General features: G+C 35.8%; 1 protein-coding gene. It reads left to right on the top strand.

The window, feature by feature from the left end; translation table 11 throughout:
• Positions 1–5 precede the first annotated feature (5 nt).
• Positions 6–265 (top strand): two-component system activity regulator YycH (yycH, locus tag AOA60_RS34990; RefSeq protein WP_368731599.1); only part of this gene is annotated, 260 nt, incomplete at its 3' end.

The raw sequence follows: 265 nt of genomic DNA, 5'->3' as shown, positions 1-265 counted from the left end.
ATAATATTCTAAGATATAATCATCCAACTAGCAACGGAGCTTTACTAGCAACAGAAGGACATGTTGTTGTGGATAGTGTTGACTTTATTAATAACCATGCTGGGTGGACTGGGAAGTACAGATTAGACAATTGGAATCACTCTTATGTTAATGATAATGCCCTTTTTCGATTAAATGTTCAAGGCATACCTGTCTTAGGATCCAATTATAATCGAGAAGAGTATTACACGATTTCCTTAACGAGATCAGGAAACCAGATAACAGA

This window comes from Pseudomonas sp. 2822-17 (genome assembly GCF_002742485.1).
Lineage (GTDB): Bacteria > Pseudomonadota > Gammaproteobacteria > Pseudomonadales > Pseudomonadaceae > Aquipseudomonas > Aquipseudomonas cyclaminis.
This window is presented reverse-complemented; position numbering and strand designations above follow the sequence as displayed.